At 57.5% G+C, this 25,023-nt stretch carries 22 protein-coding genes; 12 read left to right on the forward strand and 10 right to left on the reverse strand.

What is annotated here, in order from left to right:
* Positions 1-2: 2 nt before the first annotated feature.
* Positions 3-935 carry a p-hydroxybenzoic acid efflux pump subunit AaeA gene (gene aaeA / locus AB8W27_RS18980; protein ID WP_041923106.1) on the reverse strand — a complete coding sequence of 311 codons (933 nt, stop codon included), beginning with the start codon at positions 933-935 and terminating at the stop codon, positions 3-5.
* A gap of 7 nt (positions 936-942) precedes the next feature.
* Positions 943-1,146, reverse strand: coding sequence for a p-hydroxybenzoic acid efflux pump operon protein AaeX (gene aaeX, locus AB8W27_RS18985; RefSeq protein ID WP_004385128.1), 204 nt, complete (start codon positions 1,144-1,146; stop codon positions 943-945).
* Between the two features lie 175 nt (positions 1,147-1,321).
* On the opposite strand from aaeX, the gene aaeR reads away from it, so the two are divergent.
* The gene (aaeR, locus tag AB8W27_RS18990; RefSeq protein ID WP_041923105.1) at positions 1,322-2,266 is read left to right on the forward strand and encodes an HTH-type transcriptional activator AaeR; all 945 of its coding nucleotides are present in this window, start codon (positions 1,322-1,324) and stop codon (positions 2,264-2,266) included.
* Positions 2,267-2,306: 40 nt separating this feature from the next.
* On the opposite strand, the gene tldD is transcribed toward aaeR, so the two are convergent.
* The 8 genes from tldD to csrD all read right to left on the reverse strand — a co-directional run bounded on the left by tldD (position 2,307) and on the right by csrD (position 14,607).
* A complete protein-coding gene (gene tldD, locus AB8W27_RS18995) occupies positions 2,307-3,752 on the reverse strand; it encodes a metalloprotease TldD (protein WP_012814981.1) in 1,446 nt (481 codons plus the stop codon).
* Positions 3,753-3,837: 85 nt separating this feature from the next.
* Positions 3,838-7,638 carry an AsmA2 domain-containing protein YhdP gene (gene yhdP, locus AB8W27_RS19000; protein ID WP_041923104.1) on the reverse strand — a complete coding sequence of 1,267 codons (3,801 nt, stop codon included), beginning with the start codon at positions 7,636-7,638 and terminating at the stop codon, positions 3,838-3,840.
* Positions 7,639-7,698: 60 nt separating this feature from the next.
* Positions 7,699-9,168 (reverse strand): ribonuclease G, encoded by a 1,470-nt coding sequence (gene rng, locus AB8W27_RS19005; RefSeq protein ID WP_012814979.1) that lies wholly within the window; start codon positions 9,166-9,168, stop codon positions 7,699-7,701.
* 5 nt (positions 9,169-9,173) lie between these two features.
* Entirely contained in the window at positions 9,174-9,749 is a 576-nt protein-coding gene (locus tag AB8W27_RS19010; RefSeq protein WP_012814978.1) for a nucleoside triphosphate pyrophosphatase, read from the reverse strand.
* A gap of 9 nt (positions 9,750-9,758) precedes the next feature.
* The gene (gene mreD / locus AB8W27_RS19015; RefSeq protein ID WP_004385134.1) at positions 9,759-10,247 is read right to left on the reverse strand and encodes a rod shape-determining protein MreD; all 489 of its coding nucleotides are present in this window, start codon (positions 10,245-10,247) and stop codon (positions 9,759-9,761) included.
* Entirely contained in the window at positions 10,247-11,254 is a 1,008-nt protein-coding gene (gene mreC / locus AB8W27_RS19020) for a rod shape-determining protein MreC (protein ID WP_012814977.1), read from the reverse strand. The genes mreD and mreC overlap by 1 nt, the downstream gene beginning before the upstream one ends.
* Positions 11,255-11,315: 61 nt before the next feature.
* On the reverse strand, positions 11,316-12,359 hold the full coding sequence (gene mreB, locus AB8W27_RS19025; RefSeq protein ID WP_004385136.1) for a rod shape-determining protein MreB: 1,044 nt from the start codon (positions 12,357-12,359) through the stop codon (positions 11,316-11,318).
* 307 nt (positions 12,360-12,666) lie between these two features.
* Positions 12,667-14,607, reverse strand: a complete 1,941-nt coding sequence (gene csrD, locus AB8W27_RS19030; RefSeq protein ID WP_012814975.1) for an RNase E specificity factor CsrD — start codon at positions 14,605-14,607, stop codon at positions 12,667-12,669.
* Between the two features lie 233 nt (positions 14,608-14,840).
* On the opposite strand from csrD, the gene AB8W27_RS19035 reads away from it, so the two are divergent.
* From AB8W27_RS19035 to dusB, 11 genes are all read left to right on the forward strand, one after another.
* On the forward strand, positions 14,841-15,815 hold the full coding sequence (locus AB8W27_RS19035; RefSeq protein WP_012814974.1) for an MDR family oxidoreductase: 975 nt from the start codon (positions 14,841-14,843) through the stop codon (positions 15,813-15,815).
* 103 nt (positions 15,816-15,918) lie between these two features.
* Positions 15,919-16,923, forward strand: coding sequence for a protein-methionine-sulfoxide reductase catalytic subunit MsrP (gene msrP, locus AB8W27_RS19040; RefSeq protein ID WP_012814973.1), 1,005 nt, complete (start codon positions 15,919-15,921; stop codon positions 16,921-16,923).
* Positions 16,924-17,526: a protein-methionine-sulfoxide reductase heme-binding subunit MsrQ gene (gene msrQ, locus AB8W27_RS19045; protein ID WP_012814972.1), complete on the forward strand. Its 603-nt coding sequence runs from the start codon at positions 16,924-16,926 to the stop codon at positions 17,524-17,526.
* A 231-nt stretch (positions 17,527-17,757) separates the two neighbouring features.
* Positions 17,758-18,210, forward strand: coding sequence for a type II 3-dehydroquinate dehydratase (gene aroQ / locus AB8W27_RS19050; protein ID WP_041923103.1), 453 nt, complete (start codon positions 17,758-17,760; stop codon positions 18,208-18,210).
* 21 nt (positions 18,211-18,231) lie between these two features.
* A complete protein-coding gene (gene accB / locus AB8W27_RS19055; RefSeq protein ID WP_007766624.1) occupies positions 18,232-18,705 on the forward strand; it encodes an acetyl-CoA carboxylase biotin carboxyl carrier protein in 474 nt (157 codons plus the stop codon).
* 10 nt (positions 18,706-18,715) lie between these two features.
* Positions 18,716-20,065, forward strand: coding sequence for an acetyl-CoA carboxylase biotin carboxylase subunit (accC, locus tag AB8W27_RS19060; protein ID WP_007766622.1), 1,350 nt, complete (start codon positions 18,716-18,718; stop codon positions 20,063-20,065).
* Between the two features lie 105 nt (positions 20,066-20,170).
* Positions 20,171-20,413: a YhdT family protein gene (locus AB8W27_RS19065; protein WP_007766620.1), complete on the forward strand. Its 243-nt coding sequence runs from the start codon at positions 20,171-20,173 to the stop codon at positions 20,411-20,413.
* On the forward strand, positions 20,403-21,857 hold the full coding sequence (gene panF / locus AB8W27_RS19070; RefSeq protein WP_012814970.1) for a sodium/pantothenate symporter: 1,455 nt from the start codon (positions 20,403-20,405) through the stop codon (positions 21,855-21,857). The genes AB8W27_RS19065 and panF overlap by 11 nt, the downstream gene beginning before the upstream one ends.
* A gap of 8 nt (positions 21,858-21,865) precedes the next feature.
* Positions 21,866-22,747, forward strand: coding sequence for a 50S ribosomal protein L11 methyltransferase (gene prmA / locus AB8W27_RS19075; protein WP_012814969.1), 882 nt, complete (start codon positions 21,866-21,868; stop codon positions 22,745-22,747).
* Between the two features lie 180 nt (positions 22,748-22,927).
* On the forward strand, positions 22,928-23,668 hold the full coding sequence (locus AB8W27_RS19080; RefSeq protein WP_041923102.1) for a carbonic anhydrase: 741 nt from the start codon (positions 22,928-22,930) through the stop codon (positions 23,666-23,668).
* Between the two features lie 373 nt (positions 23,669-24,041).
* The gene (gene dusB / locus AB8W27_RS19085; protein ID WP_032807645.1) at positions 24,042-25,007 is read left to right on the forward strand and encodes a tRNA dihydrouridine synthase DusB; all 966 of its coding nucleotides are present in this window, start codon (positions 24,042-24,044) and stop codon (positions 25,005-25,007) included.
* Positions 25,008-25,023 lie beyond the last annotated feature (16 nt).

Consider the following 25,023-nt stretch of genomic DNA (forward strand, 5'->3'; position numbering starts at 1 on the left):
CATTAGCCGAATTCGCGCAGGCGGTGCATCAGCTTGTTAAAGGCCGATTCCTGGCTGCGATCGCGATCCCGCTCGCCCGTCACCACGACGGTCGCCGTCGTGCCGGCCGGGTAAAGGTTGCCTGGCTGTTTATCGAGGCGAATACGTACCGGTACGCGCTGGGCCAGGCGTACCCACTCCAGGTTGGAATCGACGGTCGCCATGCCTTTATCGTCGCGGGTGCTGCTGGCGTTCGTCACGCCCGCCGAGACGCTGTCCACAGTGCCGTGCAGGACATTATTGCTGCCAAGCGGCGTGATCTCGACGCGAAAACCGGGGCGCACGCCTTCAAGCTTGGTCTCTTCCATATAGGCCAGAACATAGAAACTGTTCTGTTTAACCAACGCCACCGCCGTGGAGCCGCGCGTAATAAATTCGCCGGTATAGACGTTAAGGTTAGTGACCCAGCCGTCCGCCGGGGCGCGGATCACCGTGCGTTGCAGGTCGAGCCGCGCCAGATCGCGCGTCGCCTCAGCTTTCGCCAGCTGATGTAATACGGTTTGCAGCACGTTGTTCGCCTGGTCTATCTCTTCACGCGACATCGCCTGGACGCCAAGCTGGTTACGACGGCCCGCCTCGCGGCGTTTTTCATTCGCCAGCGCCTGATAGTAGGCGACATCGGCTTCGGCTTCTTCCAGCGCCTTCTGGTAGCGCGGCTGGTCTATAGTGAAAAGCACCTGATCTTTTTTCACAAGCTGGTTGTCATGTACGTCCACCGACGTAATAAGCCCGGCCACATCCGGCGCGATAGCGACCACATCGGCGGTAAAGCGCGCATCACGCGTCCAGGGCGATTCGGTATAAAAACTCCAGGCGCGGAAAATAGCGATGAAGGCGAGCACGACCAGCACCACGGTGATGGCTGTGCGGGTGATTTTTGTTGTTAGTAATTTCACATCAACCTCAGACAAACAAGCGCGACAGCAGATAGAACAGACAGCAATAAAGCGCCGTATTAAATAACGCCGGATGCCAGACGAAATCGTAAATCCCGGTCGGGATCAGCGCACGACGCACCAGCCAGAAAATCGCCAGCGACAGCAGAAGCTCAAAAAAGATCGGCGGAAAAGAAAGACCGAATATCACAATGACCGGAAAAAGACTCATGTTGACCTTGATTTGCGTGCAGGCGATTGATTTTTAAACTATATTCCGCAACGAATGGCCTGGAATGGCCGGGCGAGAGTGCGGTGTTAGTTATGTTGGAAATAATATATTAGCGTAACTGATAGTAAGTTATCTATGATATGTGATCTAAATCACTTTTAAGCCAGAGTGAATAATGGAACGACTAAAAAGAATGTCGGTGTTCGCCAAAGTGGTGGAGCTGGGTTCATTTACCAGCGCCGCCAGGCAGCTTGAGATGAGCGTCTCCTCTATCAGTCAGACGGTATCGAAACTGGAAGATGAGTTGCAGGTCAAGCTGTTAAACCGCAGCACCCGCAGTATTGGCTTAACCGAGGCAGGCCGGATTTACTACCAGGGCTGCCGTCGTATGCTGCATGAAGTACAGGAAGTGCACGAACAGTTATACGCCTTTAATAATAGCCCGATCGGCACGCTGCGGATCGGCTGCTCTTCAACCATGGCGCAAAATGTGCTGGCTTCGCTGACTGCCGGTATGCTGCGTGACTATCCAGGACTATCGGTCAACCTGGTGACCGGTATTCCGGCGCCGGACCTTATAGCCGATGGGCTGGACGTAGTGATCCGCGTCGGCGCGCTCCAGGACTCCAGTCTGTTTTCCAGGCGCCTTGGCTCGATGCCGATGGTCGTCTGCGCCGCCAAAAGCTATCTCGCCCAGGCGGGCACGCCGGAAAAGCCCGCCGATCTCGCCAACCATTCATGGCTTGAATATAGTGTGCGTCCCGACAATGAATTTGAGCTTATCGCGCCGGAAGGCATCTCCACCCGACTGCTGCCGCAGGGGCGTTTTGTCACCAACGATCCGATGACGCTTTCCCGCTGGCTGAAGGCTGGCGCAGGCATTGCGTATGTGCCGTTGATGTGGGTGATCGATGAGATCAACAGCGGCGAGCTGGAGATCCTGTTTCCGCGCTACCAGTCCGATCCGCGACCGGTGTACGCGCTCTATACCGAAAAGGACAAGCTGCCGCTTAAGGTGCAGGTCTGCATTAACGCGCTTAATGATTATTTCGTGAAAGTGGCGCAGGTATACCAGGAGATGCGGGGAAGAAACGGGAAAGGAAAAGAGAGCCACGCCTGAATGCCTCGCCCCTCGCCAGCGGAGGGGCGAAACACCACGCTTATGCCGTACCGCCGACCGTGAGATTATCCACCTTGAGCGTTGGCTGACCAACGCCTACCGGCAGGCTCTGGCCTTCTTTACCGCAAACACCGACGCCGTTATCCAGCTTCACGTCGTTGCCCACCATCGAAATCTGCTGCATCGCCTCGATGCCGGAGCCGATTAGCGTCGCGCCTTTTACCGGCTTCGTCACTTTACCGTTTTCGATGAGATACGCTTCTGAAGTCGAGAAGACGAACTTACCGGAGGTGATATCCACCTGGCCGCCGCCGAAGTTCGGCGCGAAGATGCCGTACTCCACGGACTCGATAATCTCCTGCGGGGTAGACTTGCCAGCCAGCATATAGGTGTTGGTCATACGCGGCATCGGCAGGTGCGCGTAGGATTCGCGACGGCCGTTGCCGGTCGGCGCGACGCCCATCAGGCGCGCGTTCAGCTTATCCTGCATATAGCCTTTCAGGATGCCGTTCTCGATCAGCACGTTGTACTGACCCGGCACGCCTTCGTCATCAATCGCCAGCGAACCGCGACGATTGGCAAGCGTGCCGTCATCCACCACGGTACACAGCTCAGACGCCACCAGCTGGCCCATCTGGCCGCTGAAAACCGAGGTGCCGCGACGGTTGAAGTCGCCTTCCAGACCATGACCGACCGCCTCATGCAGCAGCACGCCAGGCCAGCCCGCGCCCAGCACCACCGGCAACGTACCGGCAGGCGCCGCCACGGCGCTCAGGTTGACGAGCGCCATACGCACCGCTTCTCTCGCCCAGGCTTCGGCGCGCACTTCGCCGTCGGTATTTTCCATAAACCATTGATAGCCGAAACGACCGCCGCCGCCGCTGGAGCCGCGCTCGCGCTTGCCGTCTTCTTCTACCTGTACGCTGACAGAAAGGCGCACCAGCGGCCGCACGTCAGCCGCCAGCGTGCCGTCAGTGGCGGCCACCAGAATCAGTTCATAGACGCCAGTCAGGCTCGCGCTCACTTCCTGCACGCGCTTGTCCGCGGCGCGCGCGGCGTTATCGACGCGGCGTAAAATATCGAGCTTCTCTTCACGGCTCATGCTTTGCAGCGGATCGAGCGTGGTGTAGAGCGGCGAATATTCCACGCCGCTCAGGGTTTTGATGCGCCCTTCGCCCTGCTCGCGCACAATGCTGCGCGCGGCCTGCGCGCTCTGCTCCAGCGCCAGCAGGCTAATCTGATCGGCATAGGCGAAGCCGGTTTTCTCGCCGCTGATGGCGCGCACGCCGACGCCCTGGTCGATATTGTAAGAGCCGTCTTTAATGATGCGGTCTTCTAAAACCCAGGATTCGTGATAACTGGACTGAAAATAAAGATCGCCGTAATCCAGGCGGCGCTCATAAAGCTGGCCCAGGATGGAAAAGAGATCCTGATGGCTCAGGCCATTGGCAGACAGTAGCTGCTCACTTACCAGGTTCAGACTCATTGTTTGCTACTCTCTTGGTCCTGCCCGTACGGGCAATGAAAAAGGTTATCAGGCGAGCTTGCGGTAATTCCGCCGCGGCGTCAAATCATTGCGCCGCTTGCGCGCGCGGCTGGCGCATCACCTCGTTGATTTGCGGCTTATCGACAGGTCCGGTGATGTGATAGCGCAGTACGGAGATTTTGTTCCACAGCGGGCCGAGCACTTTGCTGGCGGCAAATACCGCCGCGCCGATAATCGGGTTCACGGCGAATGCCGCCGCCACGCCGACCGTCGCTGAAATCTCCGGCGCCACGACGGCTTCCATATCCAGCGTCCGGGCAGGCAGGTTAACGGAGCCTTTCATGGCGATATCCGCTTCCAGGCCATCCACCAGCGTATCTTCGGTATGCATAATGCCGTCTTTGATCCACACCGTACTGCGAATCGAATCGTAATAAAAACCTTCGCCGAAGGTGTCGCTGAAGTCAAAGCGCAGCTTGCGCAGCAGCGCGTCAAAGCTCAGCAGGCGCAGCAGTTGCCCGGCGTGTCCGGTGCCAAGATCGGCGATTTGCCCTTTGCCGAGGCGAGTATGCAGCACGCCGCTTAACGAGGCTTCATCGGGTTTCCACGGCGCGTCGCGCCAGTGGAGATCGTAATCGACATTAAATGACGATCCCTGGAGCGGCGTTTTCACGCCGAAGAAACTGGTCGCCGCATCGAGTTGTTTGCCCTTCAGGACGCCTTTCACCGACGTGCGCATGGCATCCTGGCGGTTGACCCATTCGCCCTGCATGGTCAGGCGCGCGAAGCCGGTATCCAGCAGGCCATTTTCGAGCGACAGCGTATCGCCGTTGATGGTGAAATCGCCATCGATACGGCCATATTTCTGCCCCCACAGCCAGCACTCGGCGCAGCGCAGCGCCAGATTCGGCCAGCCGCTGAAATCCACGGCCTGCGTTTTTTGCCCGGACGCGCCGGTCAATACCGACGCTGCTTCATCCGCGTGGCTCGGGTTGTAATAAAGATAATCGATATTCGCCTGCCACGGCGCGCCGTCACGCATCAGCAGGCGGCCGTTAATTTCGCGGCCCTGGGCGGATACTTCGGTGCCGCCCGCCTGCGGTTTTGTCATCACACTGAGATTGTTCCAGCGCTGTCCACCGAAGGTCAGCGCCGGGGTGCGCAGCGTTATGGTTTCCGGGAACAGCGTCGTGCTGCTGACCTTCTGCGCCGCGCCCTGGTTAAACAGCGCCAGCCACTGCGCGCCGTCCATTGCCGGGAGATTCAGCTCGAGGCCGCGGTTTTCCGGCAGCGGCGGCATGGTACGGCTGTCCGTCGCCCAGATAGCGCGATCCAGCGTCAGCTTACGGCCCAGCAGCCAGCGGCTGTTGAAATGGTTTTCCGCCCCGGCGTTGCCGGTCACGTCAACGCTTTTCAGGTCGCCTTTAGCGCGAACGTTAAAGGGCAGCGCTTCTCCAGCGGCTTTATCGACTGGCTCAGGTAAGTGACTGCTTACATTCTTCAGATCGCCGGAAATATCGACCTGATAATTCACGCCGGCATGATAGGTCAGCGAAATCGCCACTTTACCGTTCCAGGGAATGCTGCCGCTGAGCGCGTCGTTCATCGGCTTCGGCAACAGGCCAGTGCGGGTGGGCTGCCAGTCGCCGTTCATATTCACTTCCACCTGATAGGCTTTCGGTTCTTCACGCGTGGAGAAATCAACATTCAGCGGCTGGTTAAACCAGGTCGCCGTCAGCGGTTCGCTCTGTAAATTGCCGTTCACGAAGCTGAATTTACCGTTCAGGTTATGCAGCGTGCTGTTTAGCGGTTTAATAAACAACGCGTTATTGCGCAGCCATACATCGCCTTTGGCGGTCGTCATGGTGCCATCAAGCGGAATGTCGAGATGTAAGCGAGCATTCACATCGCCGTCGAGCTGGAGTTCATCAAGCGTCGTACTCAGCGAATCCGCAAGCGGCGTATCTTTAAAATAAGGCCCGACCGCTTTACCCGGTCCGACGATATCGGCATCGATAAAGAGTTTTTCCTGCGAGTAGTCCGGGATAACGGCGGTCAGGTTGTTACCCGTCACGCCGCCAAGCATGACCTGCGGCGCCGCCATCCAGAGCCCGTCGTTTCGGAAATCGAGATTAATGGCGAAATCTTTCAGCGCGGGCCAGTCCGGCTGGAACGCGTAGGTCGCGTTGTGCAGCGGCACATAGACTTCAAATTGGCCGTCGTTTTGCTTATACGGGAAGTGCTGCGGGTTGCCGACATAGACCAGCGTGGCGTTCTCCACCTGGCCACCCTGAATCGCGCCGCTCAGGTAATCGACAAGATCTTTGCCCATCAGGTTTTCCGGGAAGTAACGCCAGGCCTGCGCGGCATCGTTCGTCTGAATGCCTGCCAGTATTTCCAGCCACGGCTGGCCGTCCTTCGGCTGCTGATAGCGGAAATCGCCGCGCGCCCACAGGGAATGCGCCTGTACGTCGAGATTTTTACCGGCAAGCGTGAAGCCTTCCGCGTTCTTGCGCCAGTCAAAGGTCGCCGCGCCACGCGCAATCTCCAGCGGCGCACGGAACACGCTCTGATACGGCATCCGGGCATCGGTCATGTTCACCGTCGCCTGACCATGCTCCAGCGTGCCGGATACCGAGCCGGAGAAATGCTCCGCACCCGGCAGAAGTTTCCACTGCTGCCAGGAGAGATCGCTCCAGCGGGCGAGAAAACGGGTTTTGTCAGTCGCCTGGAGCGGGATATCCAGCGCCAGCGCGTCGATTTTCCCTTTCGGGCGCGTGCTGCCCCAGACGTCGCCCAGCGACGGCGCAAGCCGGGTCGCGAGCGGCAGAAATCCTTCCAGCCCGCTCAGCTCAAGGTTGCTGGCGCGCACGCGCAGTTCGTCGCTGCGCCGCACTTTATCGCCGTCGACGGGTTGACCGGCAAGCCAGGCCAGATTCAGCGAGCCCGCAGGCCAGGGTTTATCATCGACAGTGACTCGCGTCTGGGGGATGGCGACCTGCCAGGCGTCGTCGGTGTGGCTGATATGCGCGGTAAGATTATCAACGGAGAGCCGGTGGCTACGATTTTCGCCGCGCCAGGTGGTGCCGCCCTGCTTCAGCCAGATATCGCCGCCCGCCACGTCGCCGTCGCGCAGCGTCATCCATGCTTCGAGGCTGAACTGCGCGCTGGTGAGATCGACGTTGTCTTTCATCCACTGGCCCAGCCAGGGTTTAACATCCACATCGTCCGCCTGCATCCAGACCGTGCCGCGGTTCAGCAGGCCGTTGTCGTCACGCAGATCCATACGCACCTGCATTACGCCATGCTGGCCGGTAAGGCTTGAGAGGCTAACCTGGCCTTCGGCGCGATGACGGTTTTTGCCGTTGAGCCAGGTTAACTGAGGTACGGCGAGTTCGGCGCGCTGGCCGGAGATCGTAATAAAGCTGAGGGTGCTGTCGCGCAGATCGAAGTGATCGAACTGCCGGAAGAAGAGATCGCTAAACTTGTTGCCTTCGAGAGGATTGCCGCCTTCGCTCTGCTTGATAGGCGTATTGGTACGCACCTGCAACTGGTAAAAGGTGAGATCGCGGAACTGCCAGCGAAAATGGAGCAGGCTTTGCCAGACGTCCAGCGCGAGCGTCACGCGCTTAACCGAGAAGCTGCCGCCGTCGCTAAGCGGCGCGTTAATATCGCGCACTTCAAGCGTCGGCCCGAACGTCTGCCAGGCGGCTTCTACGTGGCTTGCCTGCACCGGAACGCCGGCCACGCTGGAAATTTTCTCCAGCAGCGCAGGACGCCAGGCGTTGAGATGTGGCAGCGCGAGCCGCAGTCCACTCACCATCAGTGCGACGATAACAATCAGCGTTGCGCCTGTGAGTAGCAAAATGCCCGGCAGTCGCCTCACCCTTCTCTCCTTGTCAGCCGCCGCGGCGGTACTTTCACTCACACAGTCGACCGCTGCGCGCTACATCATGACCACGTCGAACTGCTCCTGATTGTAGAGCGGTTCAATTTGCACCTTAACCTGCTTACCGACGAAAATCTCCACCTCGGCCAGCGCATGGGACTCATCGCTTTTCAGCGCTTCGGCCACGGCAGGCGACGCGTAAACCAGGAAACGGTCAGAGTCATAAGCATGATGCACACGCACGATTTCGCGCATGATTTCATAGCAGACGGTTTCTACCGTTTTCACCGTGCCGCGGCCATGACAGGTAGGACAGTCATTACACAGCACATGTTCAATACTTTCACGGGTCCGTTTACGGGTCATCTCAACCAGGCCGAGCTGCGAGAAGCCGTTGATGCTGGTCTTCACGCGATCCTTGCTCAGCGCCTGCTCAAGCGAATGCAGTACGCGGCGGCGGTGATCTTCATTACTCATATCGATAAAGTCGATGATGATAATGCCGCCCAGGTTGCGCAGGCGCAGCTGGCGGGCGATCGCCTGCGTCGCTTCGATATTGGTGTTGAAAATGGTGTCGTCGAGATTACGGTGGCCGACAAACGCGCCGGTGTTGATATCAATCGTCGTCATCGCCTCGGTCTGATCGATGATGAGATAGCCGCCGGATTTCAGCTCCACTTTGCGCTCCAGCGCGCGCTGGATTTCATTCTCAACGTCATAGAGATCGAAAATCGGCTGGCGACCGCTATAGTGCTCAAGCTTGCAGTTCATCTCCGGCATATACTCCGCCGTGAATTCCAGCAGCATTTCATACGTCAGACGAGAATCGACGCGGATGCGGTCAAGCTGGGCGACCGCGAAATCACGCAGCACGCGCTGGGCCAGCGCCAGTTCGCCGTAAAGCTGATAGCGCGTCTGATGGCGCTTTTTGCGCTCCATCACTTTGGTCCAGACGCGTTTCAGGTAGGCGGCATCGGAGGATAAATCCTCTTCGCACACCCCTTCGGCAGCGGTACGAATGATAAAGCCGCCCTGCTCGTCGCAGTAATCCGCCACGATGCGTTTCAGGCGCTCGCGCTCGGTTTCGCTTTCAATACGCTGCGAGACGCCGACGTGCGAGGCGCCCGGCATAAAGACCAGATAGCGTGACGGCAGCGTGATGTCGGTCGTGAGGCGGGCGCCTTTGGTGCCAAGTGGATCTTTGACCACCTGCACCATGAGATCCTGCCCCTGACGCACCAGCTCGGAGATATCGCGGACGGTGAAGTTTTTCTGCTCGTCGCCCGCCACGCATTCGGTGTGCGGCATGATGTCGGAGGCGTGAAGAAACGCGGCTTTATCGAGGCCAATATCTACAAATGCCGCCTGCATTCCCGGAAGAACGCGACTGACCCGACCTTTGTAGATATTGCCTACTATCCCGCGGCGCGCTTCACGCTCAATGTGAATTTCCTGCAAAATCCCGCCATCAATGTACGCCACCCGGGTTTCCGACGGGGTAACGTTAACCAACAATTCAGCCGTCATGTTGTTTATCCCTCACGCAGTGAGTTGAATTCGCTCAGCAATTCCCAGGTTTCTACCAGCGGAAGGCCTACCACCGCGTGGTAGCTTCCCTCAATACGTCTGACAAAACAGCCGCCCAGCCCCTGAATACCATAGGCGCCCGCTTTATCCATTGGTTCGCCGCTCTCAACATACGCGGCGATATCCCGCGCCGTCAGCGCTCTGAACGTTACGCGGGTCATGACCAGACGCTCGCGCACGCGCTGTTTATCGGCCAGCGCGACAGCGGTCATTACCTCATGCGTTTGTCCGGAGAGCCTGCGTAGCATCTCTGCCGCATGAGCGGCGTCGCGCGGTTTTTCCAGCACGTCGCCATTCAGCACGACGATAGTATCCGCGCCAAGCACCGGGAGATCGCGCGTGGCCAGCGCCACGCCAGCGCGGGCCTTGTCGCGGGCCAGTCGGGTGACATAATCCTGCGGCACTTCCTGTGGGGCGCGCTGCTCCTCGACTCCCGGCACCAGGCGTTCAAACGTAACGCCCAGCATTCCCAGCAGCTCCTGACGACGCGGCGAGCCCGAAGCGAGATAAAGATCTGTCATATCTGTCCTTTATTGTACAGCAAACTGTTGGCGTACTTTGCGCATCAGCAGGAATATCCACGGCCAGAGCACGCCATTCACGACGCTGCTCCAGAAGACTTCCGGCCGGAAAGCGACATCGATAACCAGGAATTCCGCCCAGAAGACGATAATATCCGCGGCCAGCGACAACAGCATGACGACCAGCGCCTGTTGCCAGAGCGCCAGGTTACGGAAAAGCTGAAATTTCAGCGCGACCAGATAGGCGATAATACTCAGTGAAAGGGCGCGAACCCCCAGCGTAGAGCCGCTGATCAGATCCAGTATGGCACCCATCACAAAACCCGTGCCGACATTTACGCGATGCGGCAGCGCGAGGATCCAGTACAGCAGAATAAGCAGAACCCAGTTAGGCCGGAAAACGATAATCGCATCCGGCCAGGGCATAATCTGCAACAGCAGCGCGATTAAGAAGGAGAGCCAGATAACCCAGCGCCCCTGACTACGGTAGCTCGCCACTACTGCCCTCCGGGTGAGGGAGACGCGCCGCCAGACGGCGCCGCGGTGGAAGAACTGGCATTAGGCGCAGCAGGCGCTGGCGGCCCCATGGCATCCGGCGATGGCAGCACCTGCGGCATCATCTGCATCAGACGTTCGTTCGCCACGCGATGCACTTCTTCCGGCGTCATCGGGTTGGCGCCTTCGCGATCGGCGCCCCAGAGCAGCAGCAGATAACGCAGACGTTGCAGACCCGCCGTCGGACGCGCCTGGATGACGGTATACGCGCGCTGGGTGTCGAGCTTCACGGACGAGACCACGCCAACCGGATACCCTTCAGGGAAACGGCCGCCGAGACCGGAGGTCACCAGTACGTCGCCGACGCGAATGTCGGTATTCGCAGGCAGGTGCTCCAGTTGTAAATCGTCAGTGCAGCCGCTACCGGCGGCAATCACGCGGATATCGTTACGCAGCACCTGGATAGGCAGCGCATGGGTCGCGTCGCAGATAAGCAGCACGCGGCTGGTAAGCTTCGCCACGGCGACGACCTGACCCACCACGCCTTTATCGCTGATCACCGGCTGGCCTTCATAGACCCCGTTGACGCTGCCTTTATCAATCACGACCTGATCGCTGTAAGGATCGTTAACGGTCGAGATCACCTGCGTGACCATTTTCTGTTCATCCTGACGCAGCGGCGAGCCGAGCAGTTCGCGCAGACGCGCGTTTTCCTGCTTGTACTGACCAAGCATCAGGATTTCGCTGTTTTTCAGCAGCAGCTCCTGCCGCAGCGCCCGGTTTTCCAGCTCAAGCTGATCGCGGGACGCCAGCGTTTGCGAGACGCTGTCGAGTAATTCACGTGGACCGTTGGAGATAAAGTAGAAAGGACTGACGGCGGTGTCCATGTACGTCCGGATCTGACTGAACGTACCGAGGCGGCTGTCGGCGATGATGACACCAAGCGCCACCAGCACCGCCAGAATAAGGCGAATCTGTAGCGACGGGCCACGGCTAAAAATTGGCTTCATAGGCTATGCGTATTCCCAAACCAACAAGAAGGGCAACCTGAGTTGCCCTTTCCTGCGGCTGTTACTCTTCGCTGAACAGGTCGCCGCCGTGCATGTCGATCATTTCCAGCGCCTTGCCGCCGCCTCGGGCCACGCAAGTGAGCGGATCTTCCGCCACCACGACCGGAATGCCGGTCTCTTCCATCAGCAAACGGTCAAGGTTACGCAGCAGCGCGCCGCCGCCGGTCAGTACCATGCCGCGCTCGGAGATATCGGAAGCCAGTTCTGGCGGGCACTGTTCCAGCGCGACCATAACGGCGCTGACGATACCGGTCAGCGGTTCCTGCAGCGCTTCGAGAATTTCGTTGGAGTTCAGAGTGAAACCGCGCGGTACGCCCTCTGCCAGGTTACGGCCGCGAACTTCGATTTCGCGCACTTCGTCACCCGGGTAGGCGGAGCCGATTTCATGTTTAATACGCTCAGCGGTGGCTTCACCGATAAGCGAGCCGTAGTTACGGCGTACATAATTAATGATGGCTTCGTCAAAACGGTCGCCGCCGATACGCACGGAGGAGGAGTACACCACGCCGTTCAGGGAGATAACCGCCACTTCGGTCGTACCGCCACCGATATCCACCACCATAGAACCGGTCGCTTCAGACACCGGCAGGCCCGCGCCAATCGCGGCCGCCATCGGCTCTTCAATCAGGAAAACTTCGCGGGCGCCTGCGCCCTGTGCGGATTCGCGGATCGCGCGGCGTTCCACCTGCGTGGCGCCAACCGGCACACACACCAGTACGCGCGGGCTCGGGCGCATAAAGCTGTTGCTGTGCACTTGCTTGATGAAGTGCTGGAGCATTTTTTCCGTGACAAAGAAATCGGCGATCACGCCATCTTTCATCGGGCGGATAGCGGCGATATTGCCCGGCGTACGGCCAAGCATCTGCTTCGCTTCATGACCTACCGCGGCGACGCTCTTCGGCGAGCCGGCACGATCCTGGCGAATGGCGACCACGGAAGGCTCATTCAGTACGATGCCTTGCCCTTTTACATAGATAAGGGTATTCGCGGTACCCAGGTCAATGGACAGGTCATTGGAAAACATGCCACGAAATTTTTTAAACATACTAAGGGATAATCCTGAAAGCTGGGGCGGAAAACGAAATCCGCTTACTTTACCAACCACACGAAGCAGCGACAAGGCGCAAAAAATGTTCTGCATCGGTGAAAATTAGTGCGGCTTTTCTTCTGTTAAACCGTCGTCGCCCCGGACTTTCCGGCTGGCGATTTCGCGAGCGTTGCTGGCCCGACGACGTCTTATACGTGAAGAGTTAAAGCCTGCGTTAATATGCTGCGACACTCTGGCCGGCAGGCGTGCGCCCCCTTAAGATGCAGCGCGCGTTATTCTACGTGAAAACAAGTTAAACGGCAGGTCAAACCGAGTATCTTTGCGAATATTTTTTCACATTAGTATCGAGAGGTTGCGAGGCAGCAAAAAAATCGCCCTGACCTCCCGTTACGCCACGCTCGACCAGCGTCTGCCATTCACTTTTGGTTCTGACGCCGCCGGCAAAAACCCGCGCCTGCGTTCCGTTGCACGCTTCCACCAGACTCTGTACAAAAAGCTGGTTTTCGGTGCGCTTGTTAATATCCCGCACCAGCCCCGGATGTAGCTTGATGATTTCGACATCCAGCGCTTTAATCCAGGCCGTGCCGACCACCGTTAATCCCGCCTGCACCACCGCAATGCGAAGCCCAAGCGCCCTGATTAAACGCACCACCGGCTGTAAACGGCTGAGGTGTTGACAAACATCTGCCTCGGCAAGTTCAAAAAGAATGCGTTTTCGATGCGATTTTTCACATTGCATCAAGGTGTCGCGCAGCCAGCGCTGGAACGGCGGACGAATCAGCGACTCGACAGTGACCGGCAGCGCAAGGGTTTCGTCAGGCCAGAAGCGCAGGAAAGGCAGGACGCGGGTAATCAGCTGACGATCGTACTGCTCAGCCAGGCCAAACTGCTGCACCATCGGCATATACTCCGCCGCCAGCACTTCTTCTTCGCCATCAAAGATACGGCACATCAACTCGCGGTGATGAACATAACCATCCCGCAAGACGGCAGGCTTTTGATAAAAGCGCGGGCCGCCGCGTTGCAGCGCGTTTTCGATGAGCGTACGCCAGCGCACATTGCCGCGCCCCTTTTCCGGCAACGAACTGTCATAGACCGCCCAGCCGTTGCCGCCCTGTAATACCGCGTTGCGGGCGGCCACTTCGGCATGCTCCATCACCTGTTCGGTCGTTTGCCCGCTGCGCCAGGCGCAGATGCCGATGTGCAGCATATCGCTGCTGTCGAGCATCCGGGTTGGCGGCAATGTCCCGACCGCTTTAAGCAACTGGCTGGCGATGCTGTCGGCTTCTTTCAGCGTGCGGTGCGGCAGCAGTACGGCGAAATCGCTGCGGAAATAGCGGGCCAGCAGGGCGCCCGGGTAGCGCATGATAAAGGTAGAAAGCATGTTGATAAGCGTGAAGAGATACTCTTCAACGGCACTTTTGCCCCAACTCTCGCGCAACATGTCGAAATCCGGCAGGCGGATCATCATCACCACGCCGTGCGTCACGACGTTCTCCTGCTCTTCCAGCAGCGTCGCCAGTTGGTTATCAAAGAAAATACGGTTACTTAGCCCGGTTTTGGCATCCTGGGCGGCGAAGGCGCGGATCAACGTATCCATACGACTGCGTTGCTCCCCGGCGCGCTGTAATTCGGTCAGCAATACATCCAGCGCGCTGCTGGCGTGGCTGGGCCATTCGTGAATATTGCCGCGCGCGTTGGCGCCGCGCTCGCCGTTGAGGATGCGCACCGCGCGGCCTTCCAGCAGTTCCTGCCCTGCGAGCTGGCGCTTGATCCAGCGCACGGAGATATAAATGAGGATGACCATCAGCGCGAATGCCAGCGTCAACGGCGCGGTAGTCAACAGAGAACGATAATAGTTGGCGAGCGGATCCTGCCAGGTTAAACGCAGCGTCATGCCAGGGTGTTTAATGAGAGGAACAGAGAGGTGGCGGGCGCGGGTCTGAAGCGTGGATTCCCGATAGCTTTCGGGTCTCGCATGGCTGAAAACGATTTTACCGCCCATTTCAAACTCAATCAGCACGATATCCAGCGGCACCATCATTTCATCCAGGCGGTGCTGCATCATCTGCGGCGACTGAAAAACCAGTTCGTTATCTACCACGGACGCGACTGACGCGACACGCTGCGTCACTTTATGCTGAATGGCGTTAAAAAAGCTCAGTGAGCAGCCAAGCAGCGTCACCAGCATCGCCATACCGACCAGCAGCGTGACAAAGGCGGAGAATTTCGTCGTTAAGCGCATCCTTGTGTTAACTCCGTGGTTGGATGTCACGCGGGGGAACCGCCTTTCGGTTCTTCACGCTAATGAACAGGTGGAAAGTGAGTACTAACTTTGAGTTCGAACCGCGCATACTACCAGAAATGGTTGAGCGGCTATGCAGTTTTCTTGCGGCAAATCGGCATAACGTTTCAATATGCGAGTATAGTCCTCAGGAATGATTTTCCCCACTTAAGTCGTTTTTAAGGAGCGTTAACATGCAGGCTTTACTTCTCGAACAGCAGGACGGCAAAACGCTGGCCGGTGTAAAACCTATAGAAGAAGCGATGCTGCCGCCGGCAGAAGTCACGGTCGATATCGACTGGTCGAGCCTTAACTATAAAGACGCGCTGGCCATCACCGGCAAAGGCAAAATCATTCGCGAGTTTCCGATGGTGCCGGGCATCGATTTCGCGGGTGTTGTGCGCGAGAGCGCTGACGCGCGCTTTACGCCGGGCCAGCAGGTGCTCCTGACCGGCTGGGGCGTTGGCGAAAACCACTGGGGCGGCCTTGCCGAAACGGCGCGCGTGAAAGCCGACTGGCTGGTGCCGCTGCCGCAGGGACTCGATGGACGTCAGGCGATGATTATCGGCACGGCGGGCTTTACGGCGATGCTGTGCGTGATGGCCCTGGAAGAGGCAGGCGTGCGCCCGGAAAGCGGCGAAGTGCTCGTCACCGGCGCAAGCGGCGGCGTGGGCAGTACGGCGGTGGCGCTGCTGCATAACCTGGGGTATCAGGTTGTCGCCGTCTCCGGGCGCGAAAGTACACATGATTATCTGAGAAGACTCGGCGCCAGCCGTATTGTCGGCCGCGACGAGTTTGCCGAAAGCCGCCCGCTGGAGAAGCAGCTGTGGGCGGGTGCAGTAGACACCGTCGGCGATAAAGTGCTGGCGAAAGTGCTGGCGCAGACGAATTACGGCGGCTGCGTGGCGGCCTGCGGTCTGGCGGGCGGTTTTGCGCTGCCGACCACGGTGATGCCTTTTATATTGCGTAATGTGCGCCTGCAGGGCGTTGATTCCGTTATGACGCCTGCGCCGCGCCGCCTCGAAGCCTGGCAGCGCCTGGTGCGCGATCTGCCAGCCTCCTTTTATGAGCAGAGCGCCACCGAAATCACGCTGGACCAGGCCCCTGACTTCGCCGAGGCGATTATCAACAACCGCGCGCAGGGCCGGACGCTGGTAAAAATTCGTTAAGCTAAAATTTATTTACAGATAATTAACCTCTCCACTCGCAGGCTGACTTGTGCCCTGTCATGATTAAGGCGTAGCGTTACGTGTCGTTATTGCGGAGCCGGTCATGAAAAAAGTCAGTCGTTTAACCGAAGCCGATGTCACCGCCGAGTCGGCTTTCTTTATGCAGCGCCGTCAGGTGCTCAAAGCCCTGGGCATTACTACTGCGGCGCTCTCGCTGCCCACTGCCGCCCACGCGGATGTGCTCTCCTGGTTTAAAGGAAATGACCGTCCCAAAGCGCCCGCCGGCGCGCCGCTTGATTTCTCGCGGCCCGCGCAGTATCAGGCGAAACTTGACCTGACGCCGGAAGACAAAGTTACGGGCTATAACAACTTCTATGAATTTGGGCTGGATAAAGCCGACCCTGCCGCAAACGCCGGTGTCCTGAAAACGAATCCGTGGACGCTGAAGATTGACGGAGAAGTGGCGAAGCCGCTGACGCTGGATCACGACGACCTCACCAAAAAGTTTCCGCTGGAAGAGCGCATTTACCGGATGCGCTGCGTCGAAGCCTGGTCGATGGTCGTGCCGTGGATAGGTTTTCCGCTGCATAAGCTGCTCGCGCTGGTGGAGCCCACCAGCAACGCGAAATATGTCGCCTTCAAGACGCTGTACGCGCCCGAGATTATGCCGGGCCAGAAAGACCGCTTTATCGGCGGCGGGCTTGAGTATCCGTATGTCGAGGCATTGCGGCTCGATGAGGCGATGCACCCGCTTACAATGCTGACAACCGGCGTTTACGGCAAAGCGCTGCCGCCGCAAAACGGCGCGCCGGTGCGTCTGACCGTACCGTGGAAATATGGCTTTAAAGGCATTAAGTCGATAGTCAGCATTACGCTGACTCGCGAACGCCCGCCGACCACGTGGAACCTTGCCGCGCCGGATGAATATGGTTTTTACGCCAACGTGAATCCGCATGTCGATCATCCGCGCTGGTCACAGGCCAGCGAGCGCGTGATTGGCGCGGGCGGCGTGCTGGATGTGAAGCGCCAGCCGACGCTACTGTTCAACGGCTACGCCGACGAGGTGGCATCGCTCTATAAAGGCCTCGATCTGCGGGAGAACTTCTGAGTGCGTTTAACAGCAAAACAGATTACCTGGCTGAAAGTGGCGCTGCATCTCGCCGCCTTTTTACCGCTGTTGTGGCTTTTCTATGCCGCAAGCCAGGGCTTATTCAGCGCCGATCCGGCGAAAGATATCCAGCATTTTACCGGCAGAATGGCGCTAAAACTGCTGCTTGCCACGTTGCTCGTAACGCCGCTGACCCGCCTGTTAAAGCAACCGTTGCTTATCCGCACCCGGCGTTTGCTGGGCTTGTGGTGCTTTGCGTGGGCGACGCTGCATTTGGTGAGCTATTCGCTGCTGGAGCTGGGGCTGAGCAATCTGTCGCTGCTGGGCAGCGAGCTGGTCTCGCGTCCCTACCTGACACTCGGTGTTATCAGCTGGCTTATTCTGCTGGCGCTGGCGCTGACCTCTTTCCAGGCGGCGCAGCGAAAACTCGGTCGCCGGTGGCAAACGGTGCATAACTTCATCTATCTGGTGGCGATACTCGCGCCGATTCACTATCTGTGGTCAGTGAAGATCCTGTCGCCGCAACCCATGCTCTACGCGCTGGGCGCGATTCTCCTGCTGGCATGGCGCTACAAAAAGTTGCGTCAATGGTGGCGAACGTGACGCGTTTATGTGCGTTTTCCCGCACTTCTGTTATTCCCCGATAACGTTTTCCTGAGGGTGGTTGATAATCTTCCCTGATAAGACCAGTATTTAGCTGCCAAATGCTACGAAATCGTTATAATGTGCGACTTTGGTTTTTCAGCCGGGGCTTTTTACTCGCCGACGGGTGACAACCAGACGATGAAGGTATATTTTGACATTTACCGGAAGATGGCAGGAGATAGCGCCAGGATGACCGAGAAATTTCACATTTTGCTTTTGAACGGCCCGAATCTTAACATGCTGGGCACCCGTGAGCCGGAGAAGTACGGCACACAGACGCTGGAACAAATTGTTAACGAACTCGCCGCTGTCGCGCAGCAGTTGAATGTGTCGCTCGATCACCTGCAATCCAACGCTGAATATGCCCTTATCGACCGAATTCATCAGGCTAAAGACAAGATTGACTATATCCTGATCAATCCGGCCGCGTTTACGCATACCAGCGTGGCGCTGCGCGACGCGCTGCTGTCGGTGAATATCCCGTTTATCGAGATCCACCTGAGCAATGTGCACGCACGAGAGCCTTTCCGGCATCATTCATACCTTTCAGATATCGCAGCCGGCGTCATCTGCGGTTTAGGCGCCGACGGCTATACCTATGCTTTACAGACGGCGGTCAAACGCTTGTCACAATCACACTAAACAAGAGTACGGAACCCACTCATGGATATTCGTAAGATTAAAAAACTGATCGAGCTGGTTGAAGAATCAGGCATCGCTGAACTGGAAATTTCTGAAGGCGAAGAGTCTGTACGTATCAGCCGTTCCCCGGCTAATACGGGCTTCCCGATGATGCAGCAGGCGTATGCCGCGCCAATGATGCAGCCCCAGCCGGCCCTGTCTAACGCTGTTGCTCCGGCTGCCGCTCCGGCGATGGAAGCTCCGGCTGCCGCAGAAGTCAGTGGTCACATCGTACGTTCCCCGATGGTTGGTACCTTCTATCGTACCCCGAGCCCGGATGCGAAAGCGTTTGTGGAAGTAGGCCAGAAAGTCAACGTGGGCGACACCCTGTGCATCGTTGAAGCGATGAAAATGATGAACCAGATCGAATCCGACAAAGCAGGCGTTGTGAAAGCGATCCTGGTGGAAAGCGGTCAGCCAGTAGAATTTGACGAGCCGCTGGTTGTCATCGAATAACGAGGCGAACATGCTGGATAAAATTGTCATCGCTAACCGCGGCGAAATCGCACTGCGTATTCTTCGTGCCTGTAAAGAACTGGGCATCAAGACCGTTGCTGTGCATTCCACTGCGGACCGCGATCTGAAACACGTATTGCTGGCTGACGAGACCGTGTGCATCGGTCCGGCGCCGTCAGTCAAAAGCTATCTGAACATCCCGGCAATCATCGCAGCCGCTGAAATTACTGGCGCGGTAGCTATTCACCCGGGTTATGGCTTCCTCTCTGAGAACGCCAACTTCGCCGAGCAGGTTGAGCGCTCCGGCTTTATCTTCATTGGCCCGAAAGCTGACACCATCCGTCTGATGGGCGATAAAGTGTCCGCGATCACCGCGATGAAAAAAGCGGGCGTACCGACCGTACCGGGCTCTGACGGCCCGCTGGGCGACGATATGGATAAGAACCGCGCCCATGCGAAACGCATCGGCTACCCGGTGATTATCAAAGCATCCGGCGGCGGCGGCGGTCGCGGTATGCGCGTTGTGCGCAGCGATGCTGAACTGGCGCAGTCCATCTCCATGACCAAAGCGGAAGCGAAAGCCGCTTTCAGCAACGATATGGTCTACATGGAGAAGTACCTGGAAAACCCACGCCACATCGAAATTCAGGTGCTGGCGGACGGTCAGGGCAACGCTATCTATCTGGCGGAACGCGACTGCTCTATGCAGCGTCGTCACCAGAAAGTCGTCGAAGAAGCGCCAGCGCCGGGCATTACCCCGGAACTGCGTCGTTATATCGGCGAGCGCTGCGCGAAAGCGTGTGTGGATATCGGCTATCGCGGCGCGGGTACGTTTGAGTTCCTGTTTGAAAACGGCGAGTTCTACTTTATCGAGATGAACACCCGTATTCAGGTAGAGCATCCGGTGACCGAGATGATCACGGGCGTTGACCTTATCAAAGAGCAGCTGCGTATCGCTGCCGGTCAGCCGCTCTCTATCAAACAGGAAGAAGTCGTGGTCAAAGGCCATGCGGTCGAATGCCGTATCAACGCCGAAGACCCGAACACGTTCCTGCCAAGCCCGGGTAAAATCACGCGCTTCCATGCGCCTGGCGGCTTTGGCGTTCGTTGGGAATCGCATATTTACGCCGGTTATACCGTACCGCCGTATTACGATTCCATGATCGGCAAGCTCATCTGCTATGGCGAAAACCGCGACGTGGCGCTGGCCCGTATGCGTAACGCCCTGCAGGAGTTGATCATCGACGGCATCAAAACCAACGTTGATCTGCAAACCCGCATCATGAACGACGAAAACTTCCAGCACGGTGGAACAAACATCCATTACCTGGAGAAGAAACTGGGCCTGCAAGAAAAATAAGCCCCGTTTCCCTGCACAAGGCCAGCTCTGCTGGCCTTTATTTTTTGTGCCTCCCCGGAAGTGCCAGGGTACAATCGCCGCTTTCTTCACTGACAGGGTATGACAATGGACAAACGCTTTGTTCAGGCCCATAAAGAAGCGCGCTGGGCGCTGTGGCTGACCCTCCTCTATCTCGCCGCCTGGTTGGTGGCCGCTTACTTACCTGATTCGCAACAGGGCATCACTGGCCTGCCGCACTGGTTTGAGATGGCCTGCCTGCTGGTGCCGCTGCTGTTTATTCTGCTTTGCTGGCTGATGGTGCGCGTGATTTTCCGCGACATTCCTCTGGAGGATAACGATGCAGCATGACGTCATTGTGCCTCTTGTCGCCTATTTGCTGGTGGTGTTTGGCCTGTCGCTGTATGCGATGAAGCGCCGCAGCAGCGGCAATTTCCTGAATGAATATTTCCTCGGCAGTCGTTCGATGGGCGGCGTGGTGTTGGCGATGACGCTGACCGCCACTTATGTCAGCGCCAGCTCGTTTATCGGCGGGCCGGGCGCCGCGTATAAATATGGGCTCGGCTGGGTGCTGCTGGCGATGATCCAGCTGCCTGCCGTCTGGCTGTCGCTCGGTATTCTCGGCAAGAAATTCGCCATCCTCTCTCGGCGTTATAACGCCGTGACGCTTAACGATATGCTCTACGCGCGCTTTCAGAGTCGGCTGCTGGTATGGCTGGCGAGCCTGAGCCTGCTGGTGGCGTTTATTGGCGCCATGACGGTACAGTTTATCGGCGGCGCGCGCCTGCTGGAGACGGCAGCGGGCATTCCTTACGAAACCGGCCTGCTGATTTTTGGCATCAGTATTGCGCTCTACACCGCGTTCGGCGGTTTTCGCGCAAGCGTCCTTAACGACACGCTGCAGGGTCTGGTGATGCTTATCGGCACCACCGTCTTGCTGATAGGCGTAGTCCATGCGGCTGGCGGCCTGCACAGCGCGGTGGATAAGCTTCAGCATATCGACCCGAAACTGGTGTCGCCGCAGGGCGCGGAAGATATGCTGTCGCCCGCGTTTATGACGTCGTTCTGGGTGCTGGTCTGTTTCGGAGTGATCGGCCTGCCGCATACGGCGGTGCGCTGTATCTCCTATAAAGACAGCAAAGCGGTGCATCGCGGCATTATTCTCGGCACGATTGTCGTGGCGATTTTGATGTTGGGGATGCATCTTGCCGGTGCGCTGGGCCGCGCGGTGCTTCCGGATTTACATGTGCCCGATCTGGTTATCCCGACGCTGATGGTGACGGTTCTGCCGCCCTTCGCCGCCGGGATCTTCCTCGCCGCGCCGATGGCTGCGATCATGTCGACGATCAACGCGCAGCTGTTGCAGTCTTCCGCGACGATCGTCAAAGATCTGTGGCTGAATCTCCGTCCGGCGGAGATCCACAACGAGAAACGCCTGAAGCGGATGTCGTCGCTGATTACGTTAGTGCTCAGTGTCCTGCTGCTGCTGGCCGCGTGGCGTCCGCCCGAAATGATTATCTGGCTCAACCTGCTGGCCTTTGGCGGGCTGGAAGCCGTGTTCCTCTGGCCGCTGGTGCTGGGCCTTTACTGGGAACGCGCCAACGCGGCAGGCGCGCTGTCCGGTATGATTGTCGGCGGCGTGCTTTACGCGCTGCTGGCCACGTTTAAAATACAGCTGTTCGGCTTTCATCCAATTGTGCCGTCCCTGCTGTTGAGTCTGCTGGCCTTTGTGGCGGGTAACCTTTTCGGTCGCCCGGTTCCGCAGGCCGCGCCTGTTTCCTCTGTTAATGAATGAGTAATGCCATGCCCTGGATCCAACTGAAAATAAACACCACTGGCGCTAACGCCGAAGCGATTAGCGATGCGCTGATGGAAAGCGGCGCGGTCTCCGTGACCTTCCAGGACACCCACGACACGCCGGTGTTCGAGCCGCTGCCGGGTGAAACTCGCCTGTGGGGCGATACCGACGTCATCGGCCTGTTTGACGCGGAAACAGACATGCAGGATGTGGTCGCCATGCTGGAAAACGCCCCGCTTCCCGGCGCAGGCTTCGCCCATAAAATCGAGCAGCTGGAAGATAAAGACTGGGAGCGCGAGTGGATGGATAACTTCCACCCGATGCGCTTCGGCGAAAGGCTGTGGATCTGCCCAAGCTGGCGCGACGTGCCGGATGAGAACGCCGTTAACGTGATGCTCGATCCGGGCCTGGCGTTCGGCACCGGCACACACCCGACGACCTCCCTCTGCCTGCAGTGGCTGGACGGGCTGGATCTGGCCGGTAAAACCGTTATCGATTTTGGCTGCGGCTCCGGCATTCTGGCGATTGCCGCACTGAAACTGGGCGCGGCGAAAGCGATCGGCGTGGATATCGACCCGCAGGCGATTCAGGCGAGCCGCGATAATGCCGAGCGCAACGGCGTCTCGGAGCGCCTGGAGCTTTATCTCCCGGAAAACCAGCCCGCGGATATGCAGGCTGACGTCGTAGTCGCCAATATTCTTGCAGGCCCGCTGCGCGAACTCGCGCCGCTGATTAGCGTACTGCCGGTTCAGGGCGGGCGACTGGGCCTTTCCGGTATTCTGGCAAGCCAGGCACAAAGCGTATGCGAGGCGTATGACGCGCTGTTTACGCTCGATCCGGTCGTGGAAAAAGAAGAGTGGTGCCGGATTACCGGCGTGAAGCGCTAGAGTCCATCACTAACAGCTAAAGCATCAATCGTTACAAAAAAGCGCGGCATTCTCCGCGCTTTTTTGTTTTTTTATACACTGTTTGATTTTTGGGTGACCCGCCATAACCTTATAATAACTGTGTGAAATATATATTTCACGAATGAGAAAGCATTCATTATTCATACAGAGAATTCGTTTATGGCTACGAAAATTGCTCGTTCCGTTTGGCTCGCCCTGAGTCTGTTCCCCGCCCTGGCGATGGCCTCTCACTGGAGTTATGAAGGTGAAGGCGCGCCCGATCACTGGGGATCGCTGGATCCGGATTTCAGCCTGTGCCAGAAAGGCATGAACCAGTCACCTATTGATATCGACAACACGTTAAAAGCCCATGTCGTGCCGCTGAATACGCACTATATTGACGGCCCGTCGCTGATCCTCAATAACGGCCATACTATTCAGGCGACACTGCCGGAAACAACGCAAGATAACGTCCTGATCGATGGCGTGCCGTATCGCCTCCAGCAGTTCCATTTCCATGCGCCAAGTGAAAATACGCTTCACGGCAAGCATTACGATCTCGAAATGCATCTGGTGCATAAAAACGCGGCCGGTGAGATAGCGGTTGTCGCGGTGATGTTTAAAACCGGAGCGGCGAACGCCGAACTTGAGAAGCTCTGGCAGGCGCTGCCTGACCATGCCGACGCCAGTCAACCGCTGACCGCCGCTATCGATATCAATAAACTGCTGCCGAAAGATAAGACGTACTATCGTTTTAGCGGTTCGCTAACCACGCCGCCCTGCAGTGAAGGTATTGCCTGGCTTGTGCTGAAGCATCCACTGACGCTGTCATCAGAGCAGCTCAATAAATTCAAACAGGTTATGCATCACGATAATAACCGTCCCGTGCAGCCTCTTCACGGGCGTGTAGTCGTAGAATAATCCACTACGGGCGGAAAAGTCCGCCCGCCTTTTAACCAGCATTTCTGCCCTCCCTCGCAGGATCCACCAGCGATATAACGAGACTCAGATCGCATTTTATCGCTTAATTCGCACAATTTATCGCCGTTTATCTCGCTTCTGCGCCTGCCGTTTCGTTAAAAAAAGAACGTTTTCCGGGATTTTTTTCACGTATGTTTTTTCAGCGATTTTGTTTAACGCTATGATTGTTAAGTTTAATTTATTAAGGGATTCAGTACAGACGCCGATTCATTGATCTGTCGCATCGGATTGTTCAAAGTTTGGCCTTTCATCTCGTGCAAAAAATGCGTAATATACGCCGCCTTGCAGGCACAGTATGGTCATTTCTTCACTCATGCGTATCGGACACTACCAGCTCAGAAATCGCCTGATCGCAGCCCCGATGGCTGGCATTACAGACAGACCGTTTCGGACGCTGTGCTACGAGATGGGAGCAGGGTTAACCGTTTCTGAGATGATGTCCTCTAACCCTGAAGTCTGGGCGAGCGATAAATCCCGGTTGCGGATGGTACATGTGGATGAGCCGGGTATTCGCACGGTGCAAATTGCCGGCAGCGTGCCCGAAGAGATGGCGGAAGCCGCGCGTATTAACGTGGATAACGGCGCCCAGATTATTGATATCAATATGGGTTGCCCGGCTAAAAAAGTGAATCGCAAGCTGGCAGGTTCAGCCCTTCTGCAATACCCGGAACTGGTGAAGTCTATCCTGACCGCGGTAGTTAACGCAGTGGACGTTCCCGTTACGCTGAAAATTCGCACCGGCTGGGATCCGGCTAACCGTAACTGTGTAGAAATTGCCCAATTGGCTGAAGAATGTGGTATTCAGGCGCTGACGATTCATGGCCGCACGCGCGCCTGTTTGTTTCAGGGCAACGCAGAATACGACAGCATTCGGACAGTTAAGCAGAAGGTCTCCATTCCGGTTATTGCGAATGGCGACATTACTTCCCCGCATAAAGCCAGAGCTGTGCTCGACTATACAGGGGCTGATGCTCTGATGATAGGTCGCGCGGCTCAGGGAAGACCCTGGATCTTCCGGGAAATCCAGCACTATCTGGACACTGGGGAGTTGCTGCCCCCTCTGCCTCTGGCAGAGGTTAAGCGTTTGCTTTGCGCGCACGTTCGGGAATTGCATGACTTTTACGGCCAGGCAAAGGGGTACCGAATCGCGCGTAAACATGTAGCCTGGTATCTCCAGGAACATGCTCCAGATGACCAGTTTCGGCGCACATTCAACGCCATTGAGGATGCCAGCGAACAGCTGGAGGCGTTGGAGGCATACTTCGAAAATTTTGCGTAAACAGAAATAAAGAGCT

This window comes from Cronobacter turicensis (assembly GCF_041222865.1).
GTDB classification, from domain to species: Bacteria; Pseudomonadota; Gammaproteobacteria; order Enterobacterales; family Enterobacteriaceae; genus Cronobacter; species Cronobacter turicensis.

Excerpts from the sequence above, each read along its gene's own strand:
- mreB (WP_004385136.1), bottom strand. The coding sequence starts at position 12,359 with ATGTTTAAAAAATTTCGTGGCATGTTTTCCAATGACCTGTCCATTGAC.
- accB (WP_007766624.1), top strand. The coding sequence starts at position 18,232 with ATGGATATTCGTAAGATTAAAAAACTGATCGAGCTGGTTGAAGAATCA.
- AB8W27_RS19065 (WP_007766620.1), top strand. The coding sequence starts at position 20,171 with ATGGACAAACGCTTTGTTCAGGCCCATAAAGAAGCGCGCTGGGCGCTG.
- dusB (WP_032807645.1), top strand. The coding sequence starts at position 24,042 with ATGCGTATCGGACACTACCAGCTCAGAAATCGCCTGATCGCAGCCCCG.
- AB8W27_RS19010 (WP_012814978.1), bottom strand. The coding sequence starts at position 9,749 with ATGACAGATCTTTATCTCGCTTCGGGCTCGCCGCGTCGTCAGGAGCTG.
- mreC (WP_012814977.1), bottom strand. The coding sequence starts at position 11,254 with ATGAAGCCAATTTTTAGCCGTGGCCCGTCGCTACAGATTCGCCTTATT.
- aaeR (WP_041923105.1), top strand. The coding sequence starts at position 1,322 with ATGGAACGACTAAAAAGAATGTCGGTGTTCGCCAAAGTGGTGGAGCTG.
- accC (WP_007766622.1), top strand. The coding sequence starts at position 18,716 with ATGCTGGATAAAATTGTCATCGCTAACCGCGGCGAAATCGCACTGCGT.
- AB8W27_RS19035 (WP_012814974.1), top strand. The coding sequence starts at position 14,841 with ATGCAGGCTTTACTTCTCGAACAGCAGGACGGCAAAACGCTGGCCGGT.
- prmA (WP_012814969.1), top strand. The coding sequence starts at position 21,866 with ATGCCCTGGATCCAACTGAAAATAAACACCACTGGCGCTAACGCCGAA.
- msrP (WP_012814973.1), top strand. The coding sequence starts at position 15,919 with ATGAAAAAAGTCAGTCGTTTAACCGAAGCCGATGTCACCGCCGAGTCG.
- csrD (WP_012814975.1), bottom strand. The coding sequence starts at position 14,607 with ATGCGCTTAACGACGAAATTCTCCGCCTTTGTCACGCTGCTGGTCGGT.
- AB8W27_RS19080 (WP_041923102.1), top strand. The coding sequence starts at position 22,928 with ATGGCTACGAAAATTGCTCGTTCCGTTTGGCTCGCCCTGAGTCTGTTC.
- rng (WP_012814979.1), bottom strand. The coding sequence starts at position 9,168 with ATGACGGCTGAATTGTTGGTTAACGTTACCCCGTCGGAAACCCGGGTG.
- aroQ (WP_041923103.1), top strand. The coding sequence starts at position 17,758 with ATGACCGAGAAATTTCACATTTTGCTTTTGAACGGCCCGAATCTTAAC.
- aaeX (WP_004385128.1), bottom strand. The coding sequence starts at position 1,146 with ATGAGTCTTTTTCCGGTCATTGTGATATTCGGTCTTTCTTTTCCGCCG.
- panF (WP_012814970.1), top strand. The coding sequence starts at position 20,403 with ATGCAGCATGACGTCATTGTGCCTCTTGTCGCCTATTTGCTGGTGGTG.
- tldD (WP_012814981.1), bottom strand. The coding sequence starts at position 3,752 with ATGAGTCTGAACCTGGTAAGTGAGCAGCTACTGTCTGCCAATGGCCTG.